The organism is Agromyces sp. PvR057, assembly GCF_040547485.1.
In the GTDB taxonomy this organism is placed as follows: Bacteria; Actinomycetota; Actinomycetes; order Actinomycetales; family Microbacteriaceae; genus Agromyces.
The window spans coordinates 514,161-536,921 of sequence record NZ_JBEPPT010000002.1 but is presented as its reverse complement, the minus strand read 5'-3'; the positions used below and the strand labels follow the sequence as shown (position 1 = coordinate 536,921).

The 22,761-nt window shown below is 69.0% G+C and carries 15 protein-coding genes; 2 read left to right on the top strand and 13 right to left on the bottom strand.

The annotated features are described in order from the left end of the window. Nucleotides 1-50: 50 nt before the first annotated feature. From ABIC29_RS11660 to rpoB, 13 genes are all read right to left on the bottom strand, one after another. Entirely contained in the window at nucleotides 51-845 is a 795-nt protein-coding gene (locus tag ABIC29_RS11660; RefSeq protein WP_354245509.1) for a hypothetical protein, read from the bottom strand. Next, entirely contained in the window at nucleotides 842-1,549 is a 708-nt protein-coding gene (locus ABIC29_RS11655; RefSeq protein ID WP_116083708.1) for a PilN family protein, read from the bottom strand. The genes ABIC29_RS11660 and ABIC29_RS11655 overlap by 4 nt, the downstream gene beginning before the upstream one ends. Then, on the bottom strand, nucleotides 1,546-2,601 hold the full coding sequence (pilM, locus tag ABIC29_RS11650; RefSeq protein WP_354245506.1) for a type IV pilus assembly protein PilM: 1,056 nt from the start codon (nucleotides 2,599-2,601) through the stop codon (nucleotides 1,546-1,548). The genes ABIC29_RS11655 and pilM overlap by 4 nt, the downstream gene beginning before the upstream one ends. A gap of 173 nt (nucleotides 2,602-2,774) precedes the next feature. Continuing rightward, the gene (locus ABIC29_RS11645; RefSeq protein ID WP_354245504.1) at nucleotides 2,775-3,647 is read right to left on the bottom strand and encodes a prepilin peptidase; all 873 of its coding nucleotides are present in this window, start codon (nucleotides 3,645-3,647) and stop codon (nucleotides 2,775-2,777) included. Beyond that, nucleotides 3,647-5,551 (bottom strand): hypothetical protein, encoded by a 1,905-nt coding sequence (locus ABIC29_RS11640; protein ID WP_354245501.1) that lies wholly within the window; start codon nucleotides 5,549-5,551, stop codon nucleotides 3,647-3,649. Before ABIC29_RS11640 ends, ABIC29_RS11645 begins: the two co-directional genes overlap by 1 nt. After that, nucleotides 5,548-6,270 (bottom strand): PilW family protein, encoded by a 723-nt coding sequence (locus tag ABIC29_RS11635; RefSeq protein WP_354245499.1) that lies wholly within the window; start codon nucleotides 6,268-6,270, stop codon nucleotides 5,548-5,550. Before ABIC29_RS11635 ends, ABIC29_RS11640 begins: the two co-directional genes overlap by 4 nt. Beyond that, a complete protein-coding gene (locus tag ABIC29_RS11630; RefSeq protein ID WP_354245498.1) occupies nucleotides 6,267-7,766 on the bottom strand; it encodes a type IV pilus modification PilV family protein in 1,500 nt (499 codons plus the stop codon). The genes ABIC29_RS11635 and ABIC29_RS11630 overlap by 4 nt, the downstream gene beginning before the upstream one ends. A 95-nt stretch (nucleotides 7,767-7,861) precedes the next feature. After that, complete coding sequence (locus ABIC29_RS11625; RefSeq protein ID WP_354245495.1) at nucleotides 7,862-8,302, bottom strand: prepilin-type N-terminal cleavage/methylation domain-containing protein; 441 nt, start codon at nucleotides 8,300-8,302, stop codon at nucleotides 7,862-7,864. Nucleotides 8,303-8,515: 213 nt separating this feature from the next. After that, the gene (locus ABIC29_RS11620) at nucleotides 8,516-9,754 is read right to left on the bottom strand and encodes a type II secretion system F family protein (protein WP_354245492.1); all 1,239 of its coding nucleotides are present in this window, start codon (nucleotides 9,752-9,754) and stop codon (nucleotides 8,516-8,518) included. Then, nucleotides 9,754-11,199, bottom strand: coding sequence for a type IV pilus twitching motility protein PilT (locus ABIC29_RS11615; protein WP_354245489.1), 1,446 nt, complete (start codon nucleotides 11,197-11,199; stop codon nucleotides 9,754-9,756). Before ABIC29_RS11615 ends, ABIC29_RS11620 begins: the two co-directional genes overlap by 1 nt. Before the next feature lie 40 nt (nucleotides 11,200-11,239). Beyond that, entirely contained in the window at nucleotides 11,240-12,910 is a 1,671-nt protein-coding gene (locus ABIC29_RS11610; RefSeq protein WP_116083729.1) for a GspE/PulE family protein, read from the bottom strand. A gap of 289 nt (nucleotides 12,911-13,199) precedes the next feature. After that, nucleotides 13,200-17,096: a DNA-directed RNA polymerase subunit beta' gene (rpoC, locus tag ABIC29_RS11605; protein WP_116083731.1), complete on the bottom strand. Its 3,897-nt coding sequence runs from the start codon at nucleotides 17,094-17,096 to the stop codon at nucleotides 13,200-13,202. 43 nt (nucleotides 17,097-17,139) lie between these two features. Then, nucleotides 17,140-20,628, bottom strand: coding sequence for a DNA-directed RNA polymerase subunit beta (gene rpoB, locus ABIC29_RS11600; protein WP_116083734.1), 3,489 nt, complete (start codon nucleotides 20,626-20,628; stop codon nucleotides 17,140-17,142). A gap of 323 nt (nucleotides 20,629-20,951) precedes the next feature. On the opposite strand from rpoB, the gene ABIC29_RS11595 reads away from it, so the two are divergent. Both ABIC29_RS11595 and ABIC29_RS11590 read left to right on the top strand, forming a co-directional pair. Next, nucleotides 20,952-21,854 carry a hypothetical protein gene (locus ABIC29_RS11595; protein WP_354245485.1) on the top strand — a complete coding sequence of 301 codons (903 nt, stop codon included), beginning with the start codon at nucleotides 20,952-20,954 and terminating at the stop codon, nucleotides 21,852-21,854. A gap of 94 nt (nucleotides 21,855-21,948) precedes the next feature. Next, on the top strand, nucleotides 21,949-22,704 hold the full coding sequence (locus ABIC29_RS11590; RefSeq protein WP_354245483.1) for a spermidine synthase: 756 nt from the start codon (nucleotides 21,949-21,951) through the stop codon (nucleotides 22,702-22,704). Nucleotides 22,705-22,761 lie beyond the last annotated feature (57 nt).

Below are 22,761 nucleotides of genomic sequence, written 5' to 3'. Positions count from 1 at the left end.
GAGCACCGCGCGCGCCCGGGAGCGCGCGCGGTGCTTTCGTGGAGCGTCGGCTACTGCGACGCAGCCTGATCGGCGCCGAGATCCGACTGGGTGGGGGCGGCCTCGTCGGCGTTCACGAGCGAGAAGATGTAGCCGCCGATGCGAGCCTGGTGGCTCACGGCGGGCGCCGCGGGAGGCGCCGCGACGGGCTCGCCCGACTCGTCGAAGACGGGGCCGGCAGCCGCGTTCGGGTCGACCGCAGCCGTGCTCACCTCGACCTCGTTGACGAGCACGAGCCGGGCGCCCGACTGCAGACCGTGCACGAACTCGAGGATGTTCGCATACTCCCCCGAGACCTCGATGCCGACCTGCAGGGTCGCGAAGTTCGTCGCGTCCAGGGCTCCGGATGTCGCGGCGGCGGCCGCGGCATCCGTCGCCGTCGCGGTCGTGTCGCCCGACGTGGCGTCGGCGCCCTCGGCGGGCGCATCGACGGGCACCGCGGGAGCCGCCGACACGAACGGGGCCGCGTCGCTGACCGTGATGCGCTCGATCACGACGCCCGTGCTCGTCTCGAGGGCGTAGAGCTGGTCGATGAAGTCGGGCACGCCCGTGCCGTCGGGCACGGACGCCGACGCCGCCTTCCACTCCGCCTCGAGCTCGTCGGCGTGGTCGGCGTCGGCCTGCAGCTGGTCGAGCACGGCCTGCTCGCGGGCGTTCTGCGCGTCGATGGAGGCCTGCTGCGCCTGGATCGCCTGCAGCGACGCGAGCTGCGGCTGGATGCCGATGAACCAGGCGAGCAGCAGGATCACCGCCATGGCGGCGACGGATCCGATCACCCAGAGCCGATTGCGTGAGGTCATGCTCATTCACCGTCCTCTACGGTCTCGGTGCCGGTGCCGGCGGGTTCGGATGCGGCATCCGTCGTGGCGAAGCGCTTGGTGAAGACCGATTGGTCGACGTGCATCGTGATGGTCGCGGTCCACACCCGGTTCTCGTCGGCCGAGACCTCGCCGGGCAGGGCGTCCGCGTAGCCGGGGAGCGTCGCGAGTCCGTCGAGCCAGACCGGCACGTCGGGAAGCGTGGGGCTCGTGGCGGTGAACGCGATCGTCGCGACGCGTTCGCCCTGCAGCGGCGCGGTCGACTGCGCGTACGGGGTCATCGGCGTGGCCGAGTCGATGTCGGCCTGCGTGATGACGACGCCGGCCGGCAGCGTGGCCTGCACCTCCTCGAGGTAGTCGCGCCAGTCGATCTCGGTCGAGGCGCCGATCGCCTGCGCCTGGGAGACGATCATGACGTTGCTCCGGAGCTCGCGGATCTCGCCGTACTCGGTCTGCTGCTGGAGCAGGTCGGTCGTGTGCACCTGCGAGAGCGCGAGCTGCACTGAGGCCTGCACCTGCAGCGCGAACACGGCGCCGACCCCGAGGGCCGCGACGACGAACGTGGCGAGCACGCCGAGCACGAGGCCGCGACGGGTGCGCTTGACCGCGCGCTCGGTGCGGATCTCCTCGGGCAGCAGGCTGGCCCTGGGTTCTGCGGCGATGATGGCGTCGCCCGCGCCCTTGGCGCTCATGCCGCGCTCCCGAGTGCGAGGCCGACCGCGACGGCCATGTGCCTGGCGTCGCCGCCGAGGCCCGCGCGTTCGAGCCGATGCCCGAGTCGCACGGCCGAGAAGGCGTCGACATGCTCGACGGGCAGCCGGGTGAGCTCGCCGAGGGCGGTCGCGAGCCCCTTGAGATGCGCGCCGCCGCCCGTGAGCAGCACCCGGGTCACCGGATCGTCGGCGTGCGAGTTCTGGTAGTACGCGATGGTGTTGCGGATCGCGGCGAGCTGGCCGCGCACGACGTTCGCGATGACCTCGACCGCCTGGCGTCCGTCGGCGGTCTCGGCGTCGGTGAGGCGCAGGCCCAGCTCGCGCTTGATCGACTCGGCCGTCGCAGGGTCGGAGTCGAGTTCCTTCAGGATCTCGCCCGTGACCGCGTTGCCGCCCGTGTGCACGATGCGCACGAACTGCACGACGCCGTCGCGCACGACGAGCGTCGTCGTGGTCTCGGCGCCGATGTCGACGACGGCGACCGTGCCCGCGACCCCGGCGCGCGTCACGAGCGCCCTGGTCAGTGCGAACGGGATGAGGTCGACGTCGGCGGCGGTGAGCCCGGCCGCCTGCACGGCGCGCACGTTGCCGAGCACGACGTCCTTCGGGGCGGCGATGAGCAGTCCCGTGACGACCGGCCCCTGCTCGCTCATGCCCTCGGACTTCGGGTAGAAGTCGAGCACCGCGTCGGAGATCGCCATGGGCAGCACGTCGCGCGCCTCGAACTGCAGCGATTCGCGGATCTGCGCGAGGGGCGCCCGGCGCACGGTGAAGTCGCGGGCGAGCACCCGTTCGCCGCCGATGCCGAGCACGACGTGCTTGGTCGTGAAGCCGCCGCGCGTCCAGAGGGACCGCACGGCCGCGGCCACGGTGTTGGGCTCGCGCACCTCGCCGCCGACGACCGCGCCCTCAGGCAGGGTCATCTCGGCGTAGTGGGTGAGCACGGGGGTCTTGCGGCCGCCCGCGTCGGCGATCTCCGCCGCGCGGATCGAGCCGTTGCCGATGTCGATGCCGGCGAGTGTTCGTGCCATCTCGGGTTCCTTCGTTCGGGTCGTGCTGTGGTGCTGCTGGTGGTGCCGTGCTGTGGTGGTGCCGTGGTGGTGCCGTCGTGCTGCTGTGGTGATGCTGTCGTGCGGTGCTGCAGGTGCTGGTCTGGAGGGATGCCGCGGGCCGGCGTGCTGCGCTCACGTCGGGTGCGGGCGGGTCACCCGAATCCGGCGAGGCCGAGGTACCAGGCGGCGATCTGCCCGCCGAAGACGATGCCGACCCACGCGCCGAGCAGCATCCACGGGCCGAACGGGATCGCGGTGCGCCGGCCGGCGCGACGCGTGACGAGCAGCACGAGCCCGGCGAGGCCGCCGAGCAGGAACGCCGCGAACGCGCCGACGGCGAGCTCGGCCCAGCCGAAGTACGCGAGCACGAGCCCGAGCACGCCGGCCAGCTTCACGTCGCCCATGCCGAGCCCGCCGCGCGAGGCGATCGCGAGCAGCAGGTAGAGGCTGAACAGCCCGACGCCGCCGAGCAGCGCGCGCCCGATCGCCATCGGGTCGCCCGCGACGAGGGACGCCGCGACCACGAGCCCGCCGAGCAGGATCGCCGCCCACAGCACGATCACGTTCGGCAACCGCTTCGTGTCGAGGTCGATGAGCGCGAGCGCGATGCTGACGCCCGCGAGCACGAGCATGATCGCCAGGTCGAGCAGGGAGTGCACCAGCGTGGCCCCGGTCGCCGGCGCACCGGCATCCGTCGCCCCCGTGCTCGACCCGCCGAACGCGACCCACGCGGCGATGCCCGCGAACGCGACCCCCGTGAAGAGCTCGACGAGCGGATACCGCGCCGAGATCGGCGCCCCGCAGTCGCGGCAGCGCCCCCGCAGCACGAGCCACGAGAGCACGGGCACGTTGTCGCGCGGGCGGATCTCGCTGGCGCATTCCGGGCACGCGCTCGGGGGCGCCACGACCGACTTGCCCGCGGGCACGCGGTACACGACGACGTTCAGGAACGAGCCGATCGCGAGGCCGAGCAGGCCGACGGCCGCGACCAGGAACGCCGGCAGGGTGGTGAGCGCGGCGGGCATCAGTTCGGTGCTCCCGTCGAGGTGAAGGCGGGCGCGGTGGAGGCGTACTGGGTCACGCCGTAGGTGGTCGAGGTCGGAGCGAGGAACTTCGGCGGGGCGATCTGGCGGAACCGTTCGTCGTACCAGTAGTCCTTGTCGTAACCGGCTCCACTCGTATTGCCGACCGGGCCGCGGAACTTCTGGGCGATCGAGCCGAAGACGGTGAGGTCGCCCCGACTCCCGCTGTCGAAGCTCTGCACCATGAAGGTGTGGGCGACCGAGAGGATCGCCGCGTCGAATCGGCGGTCCTCCGATGTCGTCGACTTGCCGCAACCCGATGTGCCCGGGAAGGTCCCGGCCGGTGCGTCGGTGCGGGTGACCGCGGTGCACGTGCGCGGGTCCCACACCCACACCGCGTTCTGCCCGATGATGCCGAGGATGTCGTCATCCGCGCTCGTGTACCGGAGGTTTCCGGTGAGATAGACGTAGTTGGCCGCCGCGACGGTGATCGCGCCCTTGAGCGTTCCCTCGACGTACACGTCGCCGTTCGAGCAGCTGTACGACGGCGCGACGGAGCTCTCCGTGGTCGGCGTGATCTCGGTCGCAAGCGGGTAGCGGATGAGGTTCGCCGCCGAGCCGAAGGCCCATCCGGCGGGCTGCGCGCTCGTGGCCGGACGGCTCGGGAAGGAGGTCGCCGACCGCGCCGCCGCGGCCGCGAGGCACTGGAACGTGCCCGGCAGGCCGGAGGCCATGGATCGGTAGTTCGGATCTGCGGTGTTCGTCGGCACCGTCTGCACCCAGATGAGGTTGTGATCAAGCGGCACCCCCACCGTCGAGACGATCGCCCCGGGCGGGTCGGCCGCGGTCGAGCCGCCCGGATATCCGAGTTGGCCCGGCCCGGTGCCCGGCGTTCCGCATCCCGCGGGATTCAGGCTCGCGCCGACCGTCGCGGCCGGTTGCGTGTACTTCGTGAGCGGCGAGACGATGCGGGCACTGCCGGCGCTGAGGAAGGTGATCTTCGTCGGTCCGGTGTACATGCACCCTGGGCGCGGGACCGTGTCGGGCATGTCGGCCCGAGCCTCGTTCGCCAGCGCGGTGTTCGTCGGCGGCATCGGCATCGGCGCGACGGAGACCGGTGCGCCGCCGCCGAACGTCGGCGCCGTCGAGCAACCGGCGTTGTCCCAGTTGGTGGCACGCTGGTCGCCGGTCGTGATGGCGCCGTCGAACTTCGCTGAGCAGATCTTGAAGGTGTCGTTCGAGTGGATCGGTCCGTGGAGCCAGTCCGAACTTCCGAACTGCACGTGGCAGCCGGTGCTGTGATTGGTGACGTAGTCGTACGCGGTGTTGCAGCTCGAGTTGATGACGGGGTCGGTCGACTCGAGGTCGGTGAAGTAGAGGTAGTTGATGAACCCCTTCTGCTTGATGTTCACGATCACGCTGCGGGTGGTGGTATCGACCTTGCCGGTCGAACGCACGCGGATCACGCCGGTGCGGTCGTACTGGGAGTTGTCGACCTCGTACCGGAAGAAGGCACGACTCGTACTCGGGGGCGGCACCGGAATCGACGCCCACGCTGCCCCGGCCGTGACATTGAAGGCGGGATTGGCGTCGACCCCGGTCGGGAGGGTGACGCCACCCGTGCTGCCGTTCGCGATCGTGAATGGGGACGCCGGGTTTCCGAATCGCGAGTACCGGGCATCGTTCGAGAGCCGGCTCGTGAATTCGTCGGCGCCCGCGTAGGCGGCGGCGAGGGCCGCACTCGCATCGCCGTCCGTGTCCGCCTTGCGGATACCCGACAGCGAGTAGCTCGCGCCGATCGCGATGAGGAGGAGCATCACGAGCGAGATGCCGACGACCGTGAGGAGCGCTGCACCGCGATCGTCGGATGCTGCGCTGCGGAGCGAGCGCGCGGTTCGAGCGGTCATGTCGGCCCCCTGAGCCCGAGGTTGGCGAGCGGGATCCGGCGTTCGATCACGACCGACTGTGCTCCTGTCGGATTGCTCGGCGGCACGACCACGAGGCGGATCCCGATCTCGGCCACGTTCGCCCGCTGGGCGGCGGTGAGCGCGCCGGTGCCGGGGTCGAGCGGAGCACCCGTCGCGTCGAAGTAGGTGAAGACGGCCGCGTTCGTCAGCCGCCCGCCCAGTCCTCTGGTCATGGCCGGGACGGCCGTCGTCGGATCCGAACCCCCCGCGAACACCCAGGTCGCGCCCGAGGACGTCGGGGTCCACCGGCGCTCGGTCAGTCGGTTCGATGCGGACGAGAACTCCACGAGCGTCGGCTTCGGGGGCCGGCCGCTCGGCTCCGCCGTCGCGGAGACCCCGACCGCGGCGATGAGTGCGAGCCGGTCGGCACGCGCGACCACGAGCGCAGGGTCGGGCACCGTCGATCCGGTCTTGGGGTTGGTCGTCGCGAAGCGGATGACTCCACCGAGGGCGTTCGCCATGTTCGAGGCGTTGCCCGTGGATTCGTGCACCTCGCCGCTCTGGGCGGTCGACTTCGTCGTCGAGATGAACAGGCTCGCGACCATGGTGAGCACGATGCCCATGAGCATCACTGCGACCAGCAGCTCGACGAGGCTCAGGCCTGCGTCGTCGCTCTGCCCGTCGACCCGTCGGAGTCGTCTCGAGCGGGTGACGATCATGGGGTGATCCCCCTCGGGTCGACCGTGAGGATGCCGCTCGCGTCGGCGTTCGCGCGGCCGGGGATCACGTTGCTGAGGATCGTCGCCTGCGCTGCGCTGGTGAGTTGGGTGACGTTGCTCGAGGTGCTCGTCGTGTTCGTGTTCGTCGCCCAGAGCTTCCAACTGCCGAACGGAAGCGCTATGCGAATAGTCGCCGCTCCCGTACCCGGCAGGATCTGTCCGAATTGGATGGTCTGCGGGCTGCTCTCGACGCAGCCCGGCTGCCCCGCGAGCACCGGGCCCGACTGGCGGATCGCGAGGAGGTAGGTGCGGGTCGAGGTGCCCGTACTTGTCGCGGCCCGGGTGACCTGCACGATTCCCATGGGCACTCTGATCGGCGCGGCCGTGCCGCTCGGGGTCGTGGACTGGCCCGCTCCGCGCTGAGCGATGTACGTGGTTCCGGTCGAGACGTCGGCGGCCCACGCAGCGGGGTCCGAGACCTCGCATCCGGGCTGGCTGGGCAAGCTGGCGGTGTAGTCACCGGCGAAGGCCTGATACCCCGCGGGGGTCGGGAAGAGGCTCGTCGTGAGCTCGGCGGTCTTGATGGTGCCCGTGGTGTCGACGGGCTGCGCTGCCTTCGTGAATGGCGCCAGCGTGCTGGTGAAGTTGGTCTTCAATGCCGGCGGGAAGATGATCGCCGTGGTGGTGCCGTTCGCGAGCACCGAACGATTGGTGGCGTACTGGGTGCGGAACGTGCCGGGACGATCGACCTCGAACTGGAATGCGGTGGACTGGCCCGCCAGCACGGCGAGATTGCCGGTCACCGGCACCCTCGAAGGGCTCGCCTGCGTGGTGTCGATGAATCCGCCGCCGATCGTGACGGCGTAGTTGCCCGGCGTCACGCCGAGCACGAAACTGCACCCCTCGGCATCGGTCGGCTCGGCGGCCGGGGCGGCTGTACCGCTCACCGTGGGCGTCACGCCCTCGAGGCCCGCTCCGTTCGAGCCCTTCACCGAGATGAAGATCGTGCCCTTCAGCGCATCGTTGATGCGGCTCGCCGGCGCGAGGAGGGTCTCGCTGACGGCGGGGGCTGCTCCGGCACCACTGCCAGGCCAGTCCACCGTGACCTTGATGCGCTTGTAGCGGAGGGTTCCGCCAGACGCCGAGCAGTTCGCATCGGTGCCGGACTCATTGACCCAGGAGGTCTCGCGGTTGATCGTGAACCTCACACCGCCGACGACCTGCTCACGCGCAGGCACACTCGGGGGACGAGGCACCGACAGGACGGCGAACGGGTTCCCGATCGAGCGCACCTCGTCGATCTCCTCGGCGGCGAGGTTCACGGCGATCTCGCGGTCCTTGGTGTTCTTCGTGGTCGTGAGCGTGAACGTGAGCGAGTAGGCGACGCTCACGGCGACGATCGCGAAGACGAGCATCGCGACGAGCACCTCGACGAGGCCCATCCCCGCGTCATCCGCGGGTTGGGCCTCATCGATGAGGGTGGTGCGTGTGGGCACGTGATTCCTTCGGGCTTCGGGTATGCCGTCAGTGGGTGGAGCGGACGGTGGCGGGGCGCCGTTGGGACTCGACACCCCGCCACGCCAGATCGGTTCTAGGGAGTCGGCGGCGTGAACGCCGTACCAGTGCACGTACCCTTCGCAGGTGCTGTCGTCGCGCTCACCGCGTAGAAGTCGCCTGCGTCGCTCTTCACTGAGACACAGAATGTGCTGGCCGACGTCGCGTTGATCGACGGTGCCGCCACGGTGCTCCGCGCGTAGCCGTAGTCAGCAAGAGTCGCCGATGTCGGAGCAGCCGCAGCAGTTCCCAATTCCGTGTAGTAGGCCACAACCGCGATCTTGTCGTTCGCGAGGTCCGACTTGGCGGCTGAGTCCTTCGCGCCGTTCTGGAGCCCGATGTACACCGGGATGGCGATCGCGACGAGGATGCCGATGATGATGACGACGACGAGGAGCTCGATGAGCGTGAAGCCCTTGTCCTCATCCTTGAGGTTGCGACGGCGCTCCTCGAGCGACGCCAGGATCCGCTTGATCACGGTGGTTCCATTCTGTCGGGTTGCTTCCGGCGGGGGCCGGCTGTCAGGCGAGTCTAAGAAGGTGATTTCACCGCCCGTAAGTCCCCTGTCGGGTGACATTTATCCCAGATCAGACCCCCTTTCCGAGGGTCAATGCATTCGAATGGATCACATGGCGAAGTGCCCGGCGACGCCGGGTTCGGAAGGCTGCTTCACCGCCGCAGGGGCGGCCGGTCAACCCCCCTGCACCGCCGTGGCGATCGTGAAGATGGGCAGGTAGAGCGCAATGACCATGCCGCCGATCACGACGCCCAGGAGGGCGATCATGAGCGGCTCGATCGTCGCGGTGAGCTGCTCGGAGGCCGTCTCGACCTCGAGCTCGTAGAATTCGGCGACCTTGTCGAGCATGGGCTCGAGCGAGCCCGAGTCCTCGCCGACCGACACCATCTGGGTGACCATGGGCGGAAAGACCTGCTCGGCCGCGAGCGGCGCGGCGAGCGAGCTGCCCTTGCGCACCTGGTCGCCGACGCGGTCGAGCGCCTGCTCGATGACCCAGTTGCCCGAGGTCTCGCCCACGATCTTCAGCGACTGCAGAATCGGCACACCGGCGCCGGTCATGTTCGAGAGGTTGCGCGCGAACCGTGCGATGGCGACCTTGCGGGCGAGCTTGCCGAACACGGGGGCGCGCAGCTTCCACGGGTCGAGGGCGCGGCGCACCCTCGCGGTGTGCCGATTGCGGGCCCACCAGATCCACGTCGCGAGGCCGATGACGAGCAACACCGGCAGGATCCACACCATCTGCTCCGAGATGGTCACGAGCACCTGCGTCGGCCACGGCAGCTCGCTGCCGAGCCCGTCGAACATGTCCTTGAAGATCGGCACGATGAACACGAGCATGCCGATCACCGCGAGCACGGCCATGATGAGCACGATCACGGGGTAGGTCAGCGCCGATCGGATCGCCGCGCGGAGCTTGACCTCCTTCTCGAAGGTCTCCGCGACCGAGGCGAGGGCCCGGTCGAGGAACCCGCCCGTCTCGCCCGCGCGCATCATGCTGATCATGACGGGCGGGAACGTGTGGTCGAACGCCGCGAACGACTCCGAGACCGACCCGCCGCGCTCGACCTCGTCGCGCACCTTCGTGAGCATGCGCTGCAGGTTCTTCGACGAGGTCTGCGACTCGAGCACCGAGAGCGTGCGCAGGATCGACAGGCCCGCGCCGATCATCGTCGCCATCTGGCGGGCCATGATCGCGAGGTCCTTCAGCGGCACCGAGTCGGAGCCGCCGGATCCGCCGAACGAGATCTCGCGCTGCAGGCCCGTGCCGGGCGGCGCCTCCTCGACCGACACGGGCGCGAGCCCCATGACGGCCATGCGGCCGACGACGGACGACTCGCTCGAGGCATCCATCCGCCCCTTGACGATCTTGCCGGCCGTGTCGCGGCCGACGTAGGTGTACTGCGCGGTCGCCATCAGCGGACCCCCTTCGAGAACTCGTCGCCGAAGTCGATCTCGCCGAGACCCTGGGCGTTCGAGCGGGTCACGTCGCCGCTGCGGCGCACGAGCTGCTCGAACGCGTCGGGGTCGTGCGCCTTCTCGAGCGCGACCCGGCGGGTGATGACCGCCGAGTCGACCAGGCCGGCGAGCGACTGGTCCATCGTCTGCATGCCGAGGTCGCGACCGCCGAGCATCGCGGATGCCACCTGGTAGGTCTTGCCCTCGCGGATCAGGTTCGCGATGGCCGGCGTCATCACGAGCACCTCGGTCGCGATCGTGCGCCCCTCGCCGGTCGCTCGCCGTACGAGGGTCTGGCAGACGATGCCCTGGAGCGTCGCCGCGAGCTGCTGGCGAACCTGCCCCTGCTGGTATGGCGGGAACACGTCGATGATGCGGTCGATCGTCTGCGGGGCGTCCTGCGTGTGCAGGGTCGCGAACACGAGGTGGCCGGTCTCAGCCGCGGTGAGCGCCGCCGAGATCGTCTCGAGGTCGCGGAGCTCGCCGATGAGGATCACGTCGGGGTCCTGCCGCAGCGCGAACTTCAGCGCTGCCGCGAAGCTGTGCGTGTCGGGCCCGACCTCGCGCTGGTGCACGATCGAGCGCTTGTGCTCGTGCAGGAACTCGATCGGGTCCTCGACCGTGATGATGTGGTCGGCCCGCGTGCGGTTGATGAGGTCGATGAGCGCCGCGAGCGTCGTCGACTTGCCCGAGCCCGTCGGGCCGGTGACGAGCACGAGCCCGCGCGGGAGCGTCGCGAACTGCTCGACCGTCTTCGGCACGCCGAGGGCCGCGAGGTCCTTGATGTCGGCGGGGATGAGGCGGAACGCCGCCCCCATCGACCCGCGGTGCATCGAGTAGTTCACGCGGAACCGCTGCTCGGGCGACACCGCGAACGAGAAGTCCAGCTCGAGGTCGCGCTCGAACGCCGCCGCCTGCTCGGGTGTCAGCAGGCTCCGCAGGGCCGCGTGCACGCGCTCGGCATCCCACGCCGGACCCGTCGCCTGCCGCAGCCCGCCGTCGATGCGGAACGTCGGCGCCGCGCCCACCGCGATGTGCAGGTCGGACACCGCCGGCAGCTGCACCTGGCGGAGCGCCGCGACGAGCGACGGGTCGGCCGCTGCGAGAGCCTGCTCCTCCGCCGGGGTCAGCGGCACGACCGAGGCCGTCTGCCCGCTCGAATCCCACGTCGGCACGGCCCGACGCCCCTCGGGGATGATCGGCACGCCCGGCTCCGCCACCGGCTCGAGGCCCTCGGGCCACACGTGCTTCGGCTCGACACCGGCCTGCCCCGGCTGCACCGCGTCGAGCACGCTCGTGCGCGCATCGTCGCCGAACCGGCCGCCCGAGGCGTCCGTCGGCCAGGTGTCGACCCCCGCGTCGAGCGGCTCATCGGCCGCCCAGCGCTGCTCCCCTGCATTCATCGCATGCCTCTCGTGACTCTCGTGCCTCGCCCTGCGCGCGCTAGATCGCGACGCGCAGCACCTCTTCGATCGAGGTGACGCCGTCGCGCACCTTCGCCCAGCCGTCCTGGCGGAGCGAGCTCATGCCGTTGCGACGCGCCATCGCGCCGATCTCGCTCGCCGCGGCCCTCGCCACGGCCAGCCGCTCGAGCTGCTCGTCGACCTCCATGACCTCGTGCAGGGCGATGCGGCCCTTGTAGCCCGTCTTCGCGCACGCCTGGCAGCCGACGGCCCCGAAGATCTCGGGTACCGTCTCGCCCGGGTCGAGCTCGAAGCGCAGCACCTGGAGCTCCTCGCGCGTGACCTCGAGCGGCGCCTTGCACCGGTCGCACAGCCGGCGCGCGAGCCGCTGCGCGACCACGCAGTCGACCGCCGACCCCACGAGGAACGGCTCGACGCCCATCTCGGTGAGGCGCACGACGGCGCTCGCCGCGTCGTTCGTGTGCAGCGTCGAGAGCACGAGGTGGCCGGTGAGCGACGCCTCGATCGCGATCTGCGCCGTCTCACGGTCGCGGATCTCGCCCACGAGCACGATGTCGGGGTCGGACCGCAGGATGCTGCGCAACGCGCTCGCGAACGTCAGGCCCGCCTTCGCGTTGACCTGTACCTGGTTGATGCCGTTCATGCGGTACTCGACCGGGTCCTCGACCGTGATCACGTTGACCTCCGAACGTGCCACCGCGTTCAGCGTCGCGTACAGCGTCGTCGACTTGCCCGACCCCGTCGGACCCGTGACGAGGATCATGCCGTGCGGCTTGCGGTACGACCGCTCGAACACCGCCTGGTTCGAGGGGCTCAACCCGAGATCGCGCAGGTCGAGGCTCGCATGCGAGTTGTCGAGGATTCGCATGACGACCTTCTCGCCCCACACCGTCGGCAGCGTCGCGACGCGCACGTCGACCTTGCGCCCGCCGACGACGGCCGACATGCGGCCGTCCTGCGGCTTGCGACGCTCGGCGATGTCGATGTCGGCCATGATCTTCAGGCGCGAGATGACGCCGCTCTGGATCGACTTCGGTGCACTCTGCATCTCGTGCAGCACGCCGTCGATGCGGTACCGCACGCGCAGCGAGTGCTCCTGCGGCTCGATGTGGATGTCGGAGGCCGCGTCGGCGATCGCCTGCGACACGAGCACGTTCACCAGGCGCACGATGGGCGCGTCGTCGTCGGCGTCGGCCACCTGGAACGTCTCGGTGAGGGATGCCTCCGCCTCGCCCTCGAGCGTCGTCGCGAGGTCGAGCAGCTCCTCATCGGCACGGTGGTACCGGTCGATCATGCTGAGCAGCTGCTCCCGGTCGGCCACCACCGGGCTCACGGTCAACCCGGATTCGACGCGCACGTCGTCGAGCGCGAAGACATCGCCCGGCGTCGCCATCGCGAGGATGATCGTGTCGATCGTCACTGCGATCGGCAGCACCGAATGCCGCCGGCACGTCGAGGGGCCCACCAGGTCGACGGCCTCCTGCTCGACCGGGTAGTCGAGCAGGTCGTCGATGAACGGCACGCCGGCCTGGGCAGCCCGGGCACGCTGCAACTGCCGTTCGGTGATGAGCCCCCGCGTGACCAGCGACTGCACCGCCCGCTCGTCGGTCTCATCGACCGACGTGACCTCGTGCAGGTGCTCGTACGGGACGTCGCCCTGCAGGATCAGGATCTCTCCGAGGACAGCCATGTCGCTCCGCACGATCGGTCGGAGCGGTCGTCGGGCCGACCACCGCACCGGGTGTGAAGCACGCGGATCGGGTTCCGCGTGTGGGAACACCCTAGGTTCGCGATCCCGCCGCCGCGGCCCCCAGAGCGGGGGCCGCCCGGGCGGGGGTCTCCCGGGCGGGGGCCGCCGAACGAGGTGCACTGAGACGAGCGGATGCCGCGGCATCCGTCACCCCGTCGCCCGACCCGTGAAACGCCGAACGGCCCCCGATCCGCAGTGGATCGGGGGCCGTTCGTGGAGCGAATCGCGCCTAGCTGTAGTTGCCGGGCGTGAAGTCGTCGTTCGAGAACGCGTCGAAGTCGACGAAGCTCAGGTCGCCCTCGGTGAACGCCGCGTCGTCGGTGAAGATGCGGTTCGGGTACCGCTCCGCCTTCGCCTCCTCGGTCGCCTCGACCGCCACGTTCCGGTACCGGTTGAGACCGGTGCCCGCGGGGATCAGCTTTCCGATGATGACGTTCTCCTTGAGGCCGACGAGCGGGTCGGACTTGCCCTCCATGGCGGCCTGCGTGAGCACGCGGGTCGTCTCCTGGAAGGACGCGGCCGACAGCCACGACTCGGTCGCGAGCGAGGCCTTGGTGATACCCATGACCTCCTGACGAGCCGAGGCGGTCTTCTTGCCCTCGGTCATCGTCGCGCGGTTGATCTCCTGGTACTTCGACCGGTCGACCAGCTCACCCGGAAGCAGGTCGGTGTCGCCGTGGTCGACGACGGTGACCTTGCGCAGCATCTGGCGCACGATGACCTCGATGTGCTTGTCGTGGATCGGCACGCCCTGCGAGCGGTAGACGCCCTGCACACCGTCGACGAGGTGCTTCTGCACCTCGCGCACGCCCTTGACCCGGAGGACCTCCTTGGGGTCGACGGCGCCGACGATCAGCTGCTGGCCGAGCTCGACGTGCTGTCCGTCTTCGACCAGGAGGGTCGAACGCTTGAGCACGTTGTACGCGATCGGCTCGTCGCCGTTGTCGGGCGTGAGGATGACCTTGCGCTGACGCTCGCTCTCGTCGATCGTGATGCGACCGGCGGCCTCGACGATGGGCGACGCACCCTTGGGGGTACGGGCCTCGAAGAGCTCCTGCACGCGGGGAAGACCCTGCGTGATGTCATCGGCCGAAGCAGAACCACCGGTGTGGAAGGTACGCATCGTGAGCTGCGTGCCGGGCTCGCCGATCGACTGGGCCGCGATGATGCCGACGGCCTCGCCGATGTCGACGAGCTTGCCGGTCGCGAGCGAACGGCCGTAGCACTTCGCGCAGACACCGACGGCCGACTCGCAGGTCAGGACGGAGCGGACCTTGATGGATCCGACGCCTGCCGTGATGAGCTTGTCGATGAGCACGTCGCCCACGTCCTCGCCGGCCTCGGCGACGACCTCGCCCTTGTCGTTCACGGCGTCTGCCGCGAGCGAACGGGCGAACACCGAGTTCTCGACGTTGGGGTCGCGGACGAGTTCACCCGCGGCATCCGTCGTCGCGATGGGGAGCTCGAGGCCCTTGCCGGTGCCGCAGTCCTCTTCGCGGATGATGACATCCTGCGAGACGTCGACGAGTCGACGCGTGAGGTAGCCCGAGTCGGCGGTACGGAGGGCCGTGTCGGCCAGACCCTTGCGGGCACCGTGCGTCGCGATGAAGTACTCCGCCACCGACAGACCCTCGCGGTACGAGGAGATGATCGGGCGGGGGATGATCTCACCCTTCGGGTTGTTCACGAGACCGCGCATACCGGCGATGTTGCGAACCTGGAGCCAGTTACCACGGGCGCCCGACGTGACCATGCGGTTGATGGTGTTGTCGGTCGGGAAGTTCTCCTGCATGGCCTTGGCGACCTCGTCGGTCGCCTTGGTCCAGATCTGGATGAGCTCCTGACGACGCTCGAGGTCGGTCGTGAGACCCTTCTCGAACTGCGACGTGACCTTGGCGGCCAGCTTCTCGTAGCGACCGACGATCTCGCCCTTGGTGGGGGGCGTGATGATGTCGGACAGCGCGACGGTGACGCCCGAACGGGTCGCCCAGCGGAAGCCGGCGTCCTTGATCCGGTCGAGGGTCGCGGCGACCTCGGTCTTCGGGTAGCGCTCGGCGAGGTCGTTGACGATCGCCGAGATCTGGCCCTTGCCGGCCTGCTCGTTGAAGAACGGGTAGTCCACCGGAAGCGCCTCGTTGAAGAGCGCACGACCGAGCGTGGTCTCCATGAGGTACGGCTTGCCCTCGACGAACTTCTCGGGGGCCTCGCCCTCGGCGAAGTGCACGCCGTCGAGACGGATGCGCACCTTCGCGTTGAGGTCGAGTGCGATCTCGCCCGGACGGTTCTGGTCGAACGCGAGGATCGCCTCGGAGATCGACGAGAACGCGCGGCCCTCGCCGGCTGCGCCGGGCTTCTCGGTCGTCAGGTGGTGCAGACCGATGATCATGTCCTGCGAGGGCAGGGTCACCGGACGACCGTCGGACGGCTTCAGGATGTTGTTCGACGCGAGCATCAGGATGCGGGCCTCGGCCTGGGCCTCGACCGACAGCGGCAGGTGCACGGCCATCTGGTCACCGTCGAAGTCCGCGTTGAACGCGGCGCACACGAGCGGGTGGAGCTGGATGGCCTTGCCCTCGACGAGCTGCGGCTCGAACGCCTGGATGCCGAGACGGTGCAGGGTGGGTGCACGGTTCAGCAGCACGGGGCGCTCGCGGATGATCTCCTCGAGGACGTCCCACACGTGCGGGTTCGAGCGCTCGACCATGCGCTTCGCGGCCTTGATGTTCTGAGCGTGGCTCAGGTCGATCAGGCGCTTGATGACGAACGGCTTGAAGAGCTCCAGGGCCATCTGCTTGGGCAGACCGCACTGGTGCAGCTTCAGCTGCGGGCCGACGACGATCACCGAACGGCCGGAGTAGTCGACGCGCTTGCCGAGCAGGTTCTGGCGGAAGCGACCCTGCTTGCCCTTGAGCATGTCGCTCAGGGACTTGAGGGCGCGGTTGCCGGTACCCGTGACCGGGCGACCACGACGACCGTTGTCGAACAGCGCGTCGACGGCCTCCTGCAGCATCCGCTTCTCGTTGTTGACGATGATCTCGGGGGCACCGAGGTCGAGCAGGCGACGAAGGCGGTTGTTGCGGTTGATCACACGACGGTAGAGGTCGTTGAGGTCGGAGGTCGCGAAGCGGCCACCGTCGAGCTGCACCATCGGGCGAAGCTCCGGCGGGATCACCGGAACGACGTCGAGCACCATCGCGGCGGGCGAGTTGCCCGTGGCGAGGAAGGAGCTCACGACGCGGAGTCGCTTGATGGCGCGGATCTTCTTCTGACCCTTGCCCTCGGCGATCTGCAGGCGCAGGTCTTCTGCCTCGGCGGCCAGGTCGAACGCGAGCAGGCGCTTCTTGATGGCCTCAGCGCCCATGAAGGCGGTGAAGTACATGCTGAAGCGGTCCTGGAGCTCGTGGAAGACGGCGTCTTCGGGCTTCAGGTCGCCGACCTTGAGGGTGCGGAAGTCCTCCCACACGCGCTCGAGGTGCGCGATCTGCTCGTCGGCCGACTTGCGGACGCCGGTCATCTCCTTGTCGGCGGCTGCCTCGGCGCGCTTCTTCTGGTCGGACTTGGCGCCCTCGGCCTCGAGTGCCGCGAGCTCCTCCTCCTTGCGGACCATCAGCGTCGCGATGCGGGCATCGCGCTGGTCGCCGATCGTCTTGATCTCGAGACGGATCTCGTTCTCGAGGCCGGGCATGTCGGCGTGACGGCCCTCTTCATCGACGTCGATGACCATGTAGGCCGCGAAGTAGATGACCTTCTCGAGGTCCTTCGGCGCCATGTCGAGCAGGTAGCCGAGGCGCGAGGGAACACCCTTGAAGTACCAGATGTGGGTCACGGGAGCGGCGAGCTCGATGTGGCCCATGCGCTCACGACGGACGGAGGACTTGGTGACCTCCACGCCGCAGCGCTCGCACACGATGCCCTTGAAGCGAACGCGCTTGTACTTGCCGCACGCGCACTCCCAGTCACGGCTCGGTCCGAAGATCTGCTCACCGAACAGACCGTCCTTCTCGGGCTTCAGGGTGCGGTAGTTGATGGTCTCGGGCTTCTTGACCTCACCGTAAGACCACTTGCGGATGTCGTCGGCGGTTGCCAGGCCAATGCGAAGCTCGTCAAATGTGGTTGCGTCGAGCAATTTCTCTCCTTGGAAAGTCTCTGTAGTCGTCTACTGGCCAGGCTTAGATCTCGTCGATGTTCGACGACTCGAAGCGCGCGGAGATGTTGATGCCGAGCTCTTCCGCAGCACGGAAGGCCTCGTCATCGGTGTCGCGGAGGGAGACCGCGGTGCCGTCGGCCGAGAGGACCTCGACGTTCAGGCAGAGCGACTGCATCTCCTTCATGAGCACCTTGAAGGACTCGGGGATGCCGGGCTCCTGGATGTTCTCGCCCTTGACGATCGCCTCGTAGACCTTGACGCGGCCGAGGATGTCGTCGGACTTGATCGTGAGGAGCTCCTGGAGCGCGTATGCGGCGCCGTAGGCCTCGAGGGCCCACACCTCCATCTCACCGAATCGCTGTCCACCGAACTGCGCCTTACCACCGAGCGGCTGCTGGGTGATCATCGAGTACGGACCCGTCGAACGAGCGTGGATCTTGTCGTCGACGAGGTGGTGCAGCTTCAGGATGTACATGTAGCCGACCGAGACCGGGTACGGGAAGGGCTCGCCGGAGCGGCCGTCGAAGAGCTGCGTCTTGCCGCTCGAGTCGATCAGTCGCTCGCCGTCGCGGTTGGGGAGCGTCGAGTCGAGCAGACCCGCGATCTCCTCCTCGAAGGCGCCGTCGAACACCGGAGTGGCGACCTTGGTTCCCGGAGCGGCCTCGTGCGCCGCCTTCGGGAGCTTCTTGGCCCACGACGGGTTGCCCTCGACCTTCCAGCCCTGCTTCGCGACCCAACCGAGGTGGGTCTCGAGGACCTGGCCGAAGTTCATTCGACCGGGGATGCCGAGCGGGTTCAGGATGACGTCGACGGGGGTGCCGTCGGCGAGGAACGGCATGTCCTCGACCGGCAGGATCTTCGAGATGACGCCCTTGTTGCCGTGGCGGCCGGCGAGCTTGTCGCCCTCGGTGATCTTGCGCTTCTGGGCGATGTAGACGATGACGCGCTGGTTGACGCCCGAGCCGAGCTCGTCGTCGTTCTCTGCCGAGAACTCCTTGACGGCGATGATCGTGCCCTGCTCGCCGTGGGGGACCTTCAGCGACGTGTCGCGGACCTCGCGGCTCTTCTCGTTGAAGATCGCACGGAGCAGGCGCTCCTCGGCCGACAGCTCGGTCTCGCCCTTCGGCGTGACCTTGCCGACGAGGATGTCGCCGGGGCGGACCTCGGCGCCGATGCGGATGATGCCGCGCTCGTCGAGGTCGGAGAGCAGGTCGGGGCTGACGTTGGGGAGGTCACGGGTGATCTCCTCCTTGCCGAGCTTCGTGTCGCGGGCGTCGACCTCGTACTCCTCGATGTGGATCGAGGAGAGCACGTCGTCCTTCACCAGGTTCTGGCTGAGGATGATCGCGTCTTCGAAGTTGTGGCCCTCCCACGGCATGAACGCCACGAGGAGGTTCTTGCCGAGCGCGAGCTCGCCGTTGTCGGTCGCGGGACCGTCGGCGATGACCTCGCCGGCCTCGATGCGCTCACCCGCGGTCACGATGACGCGGTTGTTGTACGACGTGCCCTGGTTGGAGCGGTCGAACTTGCGCAGCCAGTAGGTCTGCGTGCCGCCCTCGTCGAGCTGCACGGTGACGGAGTCGGCCGAGACCTCGGTGACGACACCGGGCTTCTCGGCGGTGACGACGTCGCCGGCGTCGATGGCCGCGTAGCCCTCCATGCCGGTGCCGACGAACGGCGAGTCGCTGCGGAGCAGCGGAACGGCCTGACGCTGCATGTTCGCACCCATGAGGGCGCGGTTCGCATCGTCGTGCTCGAGGAACGGGATGAGGGAGGTACCGACCGACACCATCTGGCGCGGCGAGACATCCATGTAGCCGATCTCGTCGGCGGGGATCAGGTCGACCTCGCCGCCGGTCTTGCGGGCGAGGACGCGGTCCTCCTGGAAGTGCCCGTCGGACTTGAGCGGCGCGTTCGCCTGGGCGATGATCTCGCCGGTCTCCTCCATGGCGGTCAGGTACTCGATCTCGTCGGTGACCTTGCCCGCGACGACCTTGCGGTACGGCGTCTCGATGAAACCGAACGAGTTGATGCGCGCGAACGAGGCGAGCGAGCCGATGAGGCCGATGTTCGGGCCTTCAGGGGTCTCGATCGGGCACATGCGGCCGTAGTGCGAGGGGTGGACGTCACGGACCTCGACGCCGGCGCGGTCTCGCGAGAGACCGCCGGGGCCGAGCGCCGAGAGGCGACGCTTGTGGGTCAGGCCCGCGAGCGGGTTGTTCTGGTCCATGAACTGCGAGAGCTGCGACGTGCCGAAGAACTCCTTGATCGCGGCGACGACGGGTCGCACGTTGATCAGGGTCTGCGGGGTGATCGCCTCGATGTCCTGCGTGGTCATGCGCTCGCGGACGACGCGCTCCATGCGGGACAGGCCGGTGCGAACCTGGTTCTGGATCAGCTCGCCGACCGCACGGATGCGACGGTTGCCGAAGTTGTCGATGTCGTCGACGTCGAGGCGGAGCTCGACGTCCTTGCCGTTGCGACGGCCGGGCAGCGTAGTGCGCTCGTCGTGCAGGGCGACGAGGTACTTGATCGTCGCGACGATGTCTTCAACGGTCAGCACCGAGTCGGTGAGGGGAGCCTCGAGGCCGAGCTTGGTGTTGATCTTGTAGCGGCCGACCTTGGCGAGGTCGTAGCGCTTCGGGTTGAAGTAGAAGTTGTCGAGGAGCGCACGCGCGGCCTCGGCGGCGACCTGCTCGCCCGGACGCAGCTTGCGGTAGATGTCCTTGAGCGCCTCTTCCTTCGTGAGGATGTTGTCCTTCTCGAGGGTGAGGGCGATGGACTCGTAGCCGGCGAACTGCTCGAGGATCTCTTCGCTCGTGAGGCCGAGGGCCTTGAGGAAGACGGTGACCGACTGCTTGCGCTTGCGGTCGATGCGCACGCCGACCTGGTCGCGCTTGTCGATCTCGAACTCGAGCCATGCACCACGGCTCGGGATGACGCGAGCCGAGTAGATGTCCTTGTCGGAGGTCTTCTCGGGCGTGCGCTCGAAGTAGACACCGGGCGAACGCACGAGCTGCGACACGACGACACGCTCGGTGCCGTTGATGACGAAGGTGCCGCGGAGGGTCATGAGCGGGAAGTCGCCCATGAAGACCGTCTGCGTCTTGATCTCACCCGTGAGGTGGTTCATGAACTCGGCGTTCACGTAGAGCGGTGCGGAGTAGGTCTTGCCCTTCTCCTTGCACTCGTCGATCGTGTACTTCGGCGGCTCGAGCTCGGGGTTCGTGAACGAGAGCTGCATGGTCTCGCCGAGGTCCTCGATCGGGGAGATCTCCTCGAAGATCTCTTCAAGACCGGTGGCCTCTGGCAGGTCCTTGCGGCCGGCCTCGACCGCAGCCTCGACGCGTGCCTTCCACGCGTCGTTGCCGACGAGCCAGTCGAAGGACTCGGTCTGCAGGGCGAGCAGGTCGGGTACGGTGAGGGTGTCGGTGACCTTGGCGAACGAGAGACGGCTTGCACCGCGTCCGTTCTTGGGAGTGGGCGTGGTCGCGTTGCGCGCAGCAGCCAAGTGAATAACCTCCATCGGCCCCGTCGGGCCGGTTCACTGTCGGTAGCGGAGAGAATTGCCCCGAGACGCGTGCCGATGCCGGTTTGAACCCGACATGCGAAGCCGACCGCAATATGAAGGCATAGTGGGTCTGGGAGCGCAAAGGTTAACCATATACTTTGCGACTCGCCATGTCCAGCCGATTCTTGATTTGTTCGCCGGTCTCAGGTATAACCCAGTTTCGGATGTCGCGTCGGCGCGTGATGCGCCGCGAGAACCGCCGATCCGCGTACGATTCCGACACTGCGCGGCACTCCGCCGGCCGTGACGACGAGGAGGTCCGTGTGGCCGAGGACGCACCCCGAGAGCGACACGCGCAGGCCGAGCCGGCAGCCGGCGCACCGACGCCGGTGCCCGCCCCCGCTGCGAAGGCGCTGCGGGGCTACCGCCGCCTCGCCATCGTCGCGCTCGTGGCGTCGCTGTCGATCACCGCCGTGGTCGGGATCGTGACGCTCCTGAGCGGCGACTTCGGCGAGGTGCAGGGCCGAGTGCTCGGCACGACACTTCTCATCGCGGGCGCGAGCATCCTCGCGCTCTGCCATCTCAGCGTCGTCGGGCGCCCCGTTCGCGTGGTCGGCTTCGTCGGCCTCGGCGCGAGCGCCGTCGCCCTCGTCATCGGCCTGCTGCTGATCTGGACCCCGTGGTACGACAACGGAGGAGGCTGGCCCGACGATCTCTGGCGGTGGTTCGGCATCACGTCGATCGTCGCGGCGAGCCTCGCGCACGCGAACCTGCTGCTGCAGCTCTCCGGCCGGCGGCGCCGCGCCGTGCGCATCGCGCTCGCGATCACGCTCGCGGCCATCGCCGTCGTCGCGGTGATGCTCGTCCTCCCGCTCATCAGCGAATGGGCGATCCCCGGTGACGACGGCGGCGAGTACTGGCGGTGGTTCGGCGTGATCGCGATCGTGGATGCGCTCGGCACCGTCGTGCTCCCCGTGGTCGCGCTGCTCGTTCGAGAGGAGCCTGCGGCGAGCGCGGCGACGCCCGCCACGGGAGCGACGGAGGGCTCGGACGCGCCGCGCCTCGATGACGGCCCGGCCGAGGCATCCGCCCCCGACGCCCTCGAGCAGCGCATCGCCAGGCTGACCGAGCGCACCGGACTGGATCGCAGGGCGCTGCTCGAGGCGGCCCTCGACGACTTCGAGGCGCACCGCGCGGGCGCCGAACCCGAGTCGCCGATCGAGTAGCGACGACGGCGCGTCTCGCGAACGGGCCCGCCCGGCCCCGTGAACGGCGGAGCATCCCGAGACCGACGGCCCCTCCCCGTGCGACGATGCCTGCATGACCCGCATCGAGTTCGAGGCCGACGTCTTCAGCCCGCGCGGGCTGACCCTCCTCGTCGACGGGTCGGCGCAGTCGCATGTCGACCTCGACGACCCGACCCGGCTCTTCTTCGAGTACCTGCGGCGGATCGGCCACGTCGTCGACGCGATCGCCATGCCCGGCGCGCCGATCGCGGTGCTGCACCTCGGCGGCGGCGCGCTGACGCTCCCCCGGTTCGTCGCGGCGACGCGGCCGGGGTCGATCCAGATGGTCGTCGATCACGACGCCGAGCTCATCGAGGTGGTGCGGGCCAGGGCGCCGTGGCCGGCATCCGGCATCGAGGTGCGCATCGTCGACGCCGCTGAGGCCGTTCGGGCGTCGGCCGCACTCGGCGAGCGCTTCGACGTCGTCGTGATCGACGTGTACACCCACCTCGACGCCCCCGCCTTCGTCGACGACCCCGACTTCCTCGCCGCGTGCCTCGGGCTGCTGCGCGAGGGCGGCGTGGTCGTCGTCAACATCGCGGATGCCGCGGGGCTCGCGCGGCTGCGCACCTCGGCGCGCGCGTTCGCGAGGGCCGACCCCGACGCCGAGCTGCTCGCGGTGGGCGACACCCACGTCATCGACGGCGGCGACGAGGGCAACACCGTGCTCGTCGCGACCCCCGGAACCCTGCCTGCGGCGATCGGGCTGCGGCTCGAGGCCGGCGGGCCGTTCCCCGTCACGGTGCTGGCCGGAGCGACGCTCGACTTCGTGCTCTGGGGCGCCTGCTGAGGCCGCGTCTCCCCCACCCCGCCGTCTCCCCATCTCCGCCATCTCTCCCAACCCCTC